Consider the following 1,892-nt stretch of genomic DNA (forward strand, 5'->3'; position numbering starts at 1 on the left):
CGATGGCGATTTTCAACCTTGAACGTGCTGCGGATACCATTGAGATCCTGCAGCGCGAGCAAGTCGCCGACTGGCAGCGGCTATGCACAAACCTTGACCTTGCCGAGAAGGAACCCGCGACGTGGCGTGCGCTGGCTGGGCAGCTGGCGACGGGTTTCGATTCTGCAACCAAGCTCTTCGAGCAATTCGCTGGCTATTTCCAACTCGATGAGGTCGATGTAGTGCGCCAGCGAGCTTCGGCCATGCCGATTGACGCCTATCTCGGACCGGAGCGCGTGCGTCGCTCGAAGGCGATCAAGCAGGCAGATGTGGTCGCGCTCAGCGCAGTGCTGTGGGATCAATGGCCTGTCGCGGTGCACGAGGCGAACTTCCGGTATTACGAACCCCGCACCGCCCATGGCAGTTCGCTGAGCCCTGCGCTTTACGCCCTCGTCGCCGCCCGGCTCGGCGATGGGGCTCTTGCGCAAGCTTATTTCCGCCAAGCTGCCGAGATCGACTTGGCCAACAACATGGGTAACGCCGCCGGCGGCGTTCATATGGGCGCCCTAGGTGGCCTCTGGCAGGCTGCGGTATTCGGCGCGGCCGGCTTACGCGCACGTGAGGACGGCATTGCGCTCGACCCACATCTGCTCCCGGGCTGGACCGAAATGGCATTTCCGGTGCAATGGCGGGGACGCTTGCTGCGTTTGCGCCTGGAAGCTGACCGCAGGTGTATCGAGGTCAATGTCGAGAGCGGTGGCGAGCTCTGTCTCTCGGTCCCCGAGGGCCCCGTATGCCTCGCCCGTCCCGGCCGGCGCTATGTCCTGCGTGGCGACCACTCAGGATGGGGTAGTTGGGAAGAGGTGGGCCAATGACTTCTGCGCAGACAGTGCTGGTCCCCCTCGACGGCTCCGTCCGCGCGACGGCGGCGGTGCCCGTGGCGCGTGGGCTTGCCGAATTGTTTCATGCCACCCTCGCGGTTCTCCATGTTTCCGAGGAGACCTTGGAATCCGCCGCGCTGGCCGACCGCATGAAGCTCTCATCCCAAGACCTGCGTGGGCTGGTTGTAGATCAGCGTACGGGTGCGGCCGCGGCCCGTATCGTGCAAGAAGCCACCGAGCGACACGCAGCCCTGATCGTCATGTGCCCACGGACACGGATGGATGCCAGACCGCGAACATTTGGCAGTGTGGCCGAGGCCGTTCTTCGCGCAGCGCGATGCCCGGTCGTTCTCGTACCTCCAACCCGCGGCCGCAGAGATTGGGCTCTGCGCCAACTGCTATTGCCTCATGACGGGACACCGACCAGCGCCGCAACAATTGGCCCTGCCACCGACCTCGCATCAAAGGCCGCAGCCAAACTCGTGGTGCTTCACGTCGCTACGGCCGGTGCCGAGCGGCCCACTGAGCCTGGGACACTGGTCTCCCCCCGCTATGTCGACCAGCCCCAGCACGAGTGGCCCGCATGGGCGGAGGAGTTCCTCGATCGGCTGCGCGCTGTCGGGCGCGCAACCGACGGGGTCGACATCCGTCTCGTGCTCGCTCAGGGCGAGGCTGGCTCGGCTATCGTCGATTTCGCGCGACGGAACGATAGTGATCTCATCGTTCTCGGCTGGCGCGGTGTACTCGAGTATGACCGCGCGCACACGATGCGGCATGTGATCCGTGAATCTATCTGTCCAGTGATTGTATTCCGCCTCGATCGCGACGACGGCAGGTAACCTCCGCTATGGTCATCATCGATGTCGGACGTTTCGGCGCCTTCGTCCTCGACTTGGACGGGGTGATCACGCGCACGGCTTCCATCCACGCCCGTGCTTGGAAACAGCTGTTTGACCAATTCCTCGCCCAGCGAGCAGCGCAGAGCGCGACGCCGTTCCTCCCCTTCGATCCCGAGATCGATTATCGCCGCTA

The 1,892-nt window shown here is 64.1% G+C and carries 3 protein-coding genes; all 3 read left to right on the top strand.

Annotated features, from left to right (window positions below):
• A partial coding sequence (locus VF515_04495; protein HEX7406894.1) for a glycosyl hydrolase family 65 protein occupies positions 1 to 854 on the top strand: 854 nt, incomplete at its 5' end.
• A complete protein-coding gene (locus tag VF515_04500; protein HEX7406895.1) occupies positions 851 to 1,699 on the top strand; it encodes a universal stress protein in 849 nt (282 codons plus the stop codon). The genes VF515_04495 and VF515_04500, both read left to right, overlap by 4 nt.
• Positions 1,700 to 1,707: 8 nt before the next feature.
• Positions 1,708 to 1,892, top strand: a 185-nt coding sequence (locus tag VF515_04505) for a hydrolase (protein HEX7406896.1), incomplete at its 3' end; no start/stop codon positions are given.

The sequence above is a fragment of the Candidatus Binatia bacterium genome (assembly GCA_036382395.1).
Classification (GTDB): Bacteria; Desulfobacterota; Binatia; order HRBIN30; family HRBIN30; genus JAGDMS01.